This is a genomic window from Microbacterium sp. B24, from assembly GCF_000333415.1.
Lineage (GTDB): Bacteria > Actinomycetota > Actinomycetes > Actinomycetales > Microbacteriaceae > Microbacterium.
Genome location: NZ_BADB01000042.1, coordinates 1 through 1,784 on the forward strand (window position 1 = coordinate 1; position 1,784 = coordinate 1,784).

Consider the following 1,784-nt stretch of genomic DNA (forward strand, 5'->3'; position numbering starts at 1 on the left):
AGCTCGGTCCCGGGGATCCTCTAGAGTCGCATCACTGCGAGAGCCGCTGCTCACCGCCGCGGCGGCGGCCGCGGCCGCGAAGGCCGGGACGGATGCCGCGGCGGCCGAGACCGCGCCCGCCAGGGCGGCGGCGAGGGCGGCGGCGACGCCGGCGGCGACCGCCCGCGGCCGGGCGAGCCGTTCCGCGACCCGCGAGAGCGGCCATTGCAGGAGGACGATGGTGGCGGACAGGACGATCGACACGACGCCCACCCAGCCTCCGCCGACCCCGCGCGCCGCCATCCCGAGAGGGAGCAACGAGAACAGCTGCGTGTAGACGGCGAGCACGGTGGCCGCGCCGACCGCGGAGGGGAGCACCCGCCGCAGGCGCCCGAGGTCCGCGTGATCGCCCGGAGCCGCGACGGGCACGACGGCCGCCGGCGAGCGTGCGGGCAGCAGCCGCGCGAGCACGACGAGCGCGGCGAGGAAGACCGCGGAGGCGACGATCACGACGGGCACGGCGTATGCGGGCATGAAGAGGGCGCCGACCGCCGCGCCGACGATGCCTCCTGCCTCCCCCGCCAGCGCGAGCGCGGCGAAAGGGGTCGGAGCGCTCCACCGACGCGCACCGACCGGGCGCGGACGCGCACGCGATGCGGCATCCGCGGCCCCGACATAGGCGTCGACCGCGGGCGAGAACAGCGCACCGGCCATACCGATGAGAAGGACCGCGATCACGAACACCGCAGGAGTCGGAGCCAGCGCCAGCAGGACGAAGCCCACCGCCCGCACGGCGCACCCGGTGAGCAGCAGAGTCCGGGCCCCGAGCCGGTCGGCGAGAGCGCCGCCGACGATGAACAGGCCCTGCTGCACGGCGACACGTGCCCCGACGATCGCGCCGATCGCGGCGGGACCGAGGTGGAAGCGGTCGTCGGCGAGCACCGCGATGAAGGGGACGACGCTCGAGAAGCCGATCATGAAGGCGGCCTGCGCGGCCAGCATCACGCGCAGCCGGGGTGACGCGCTCATGCGACCTCCGTCGCCGGGAGGATCTCGAGGATCGCGTCGCACCGCGCCGCCAGCGCCGCATCGTGGGTGACGATCAGCAGCGCCGTGCCGAGGGACGGGGCGAGGGCGAGGACGGCGGATGCCACGGCATCCGCCGTCGCCGCATCGAGCGCGCTCGTGGGCTCGTCGGCGACGATCACCGCGGGCTCCGCCGCGACGGCACGGGCGATCGCGGCGCGCTGCGCCTGACCGCCCGACAGCTCGCCGGGTCGGCGGGCCAGCAGGAGCGGGTCGAGGTGGGCGATCTCCGCCGCCCGATGCACCCGCACCTCGGCATCGGAGCCGTCCGCGACGCCGAGCCGTCGCAGGGCGTCGGCGATCTGGGAGCCGACGGCGCGCGACGGCACGAACGACGCGGCCGCATCCTGCGGGATCCCCTGGACAAGGCATCGGCGAGCCCGACGCGGACCGCGGGTCGCGTCGTTCCATGGCTCGCCCTGCACACGCACCGTCCCGGCGGCCGGGCGCTTCAGCCCCAGCACGATCTCCGCGAGGGTGGACTTGCCGGCGCCCGAGCGTCCGATGACGGCGAGGCTCTGACCGGCCGCCACCGTCAGGTCCGTCGGTGCGAGCGCCGTCGTCCGCGCGCGGCCGGTGCCGTGGACGAACGTGACCGCGCGCACCTCCAGCGCCGTCATGAGCCCTCCCCCGCCGCGGAGGATGCGCCGGCCCCAGGCGCGCACGGCGCGAAGAGGTCGGCGACGATGCGACCGTCGCGCACCTCCAGACGCGTGCGC

At 76.2% G+C, this 1,784-nt stretch carries 2 protein-coding genes; both read right to left on the reverse strand.

Features of this window, described 5'->3' with window-relative positions:
- A partial coding sequence (locus tag I5I_RS00930) for an MFS transporter (protein WP_051039407.1) occupies positions 1-1,008 on the reverse strand: 1,008 nt, incomplete at its 3' end.
- The coding region (locus I5I_RS00935; protein ID WP_306305721.1) for an ATP-binding cassette domain-containing protein at positions 1,005-1,784 on the reverse strand (780 nt) is incomplete at its 5' end. The genes I5I_RS00935 and I5I_RS00930, both read right to left, overlap by 4 nt.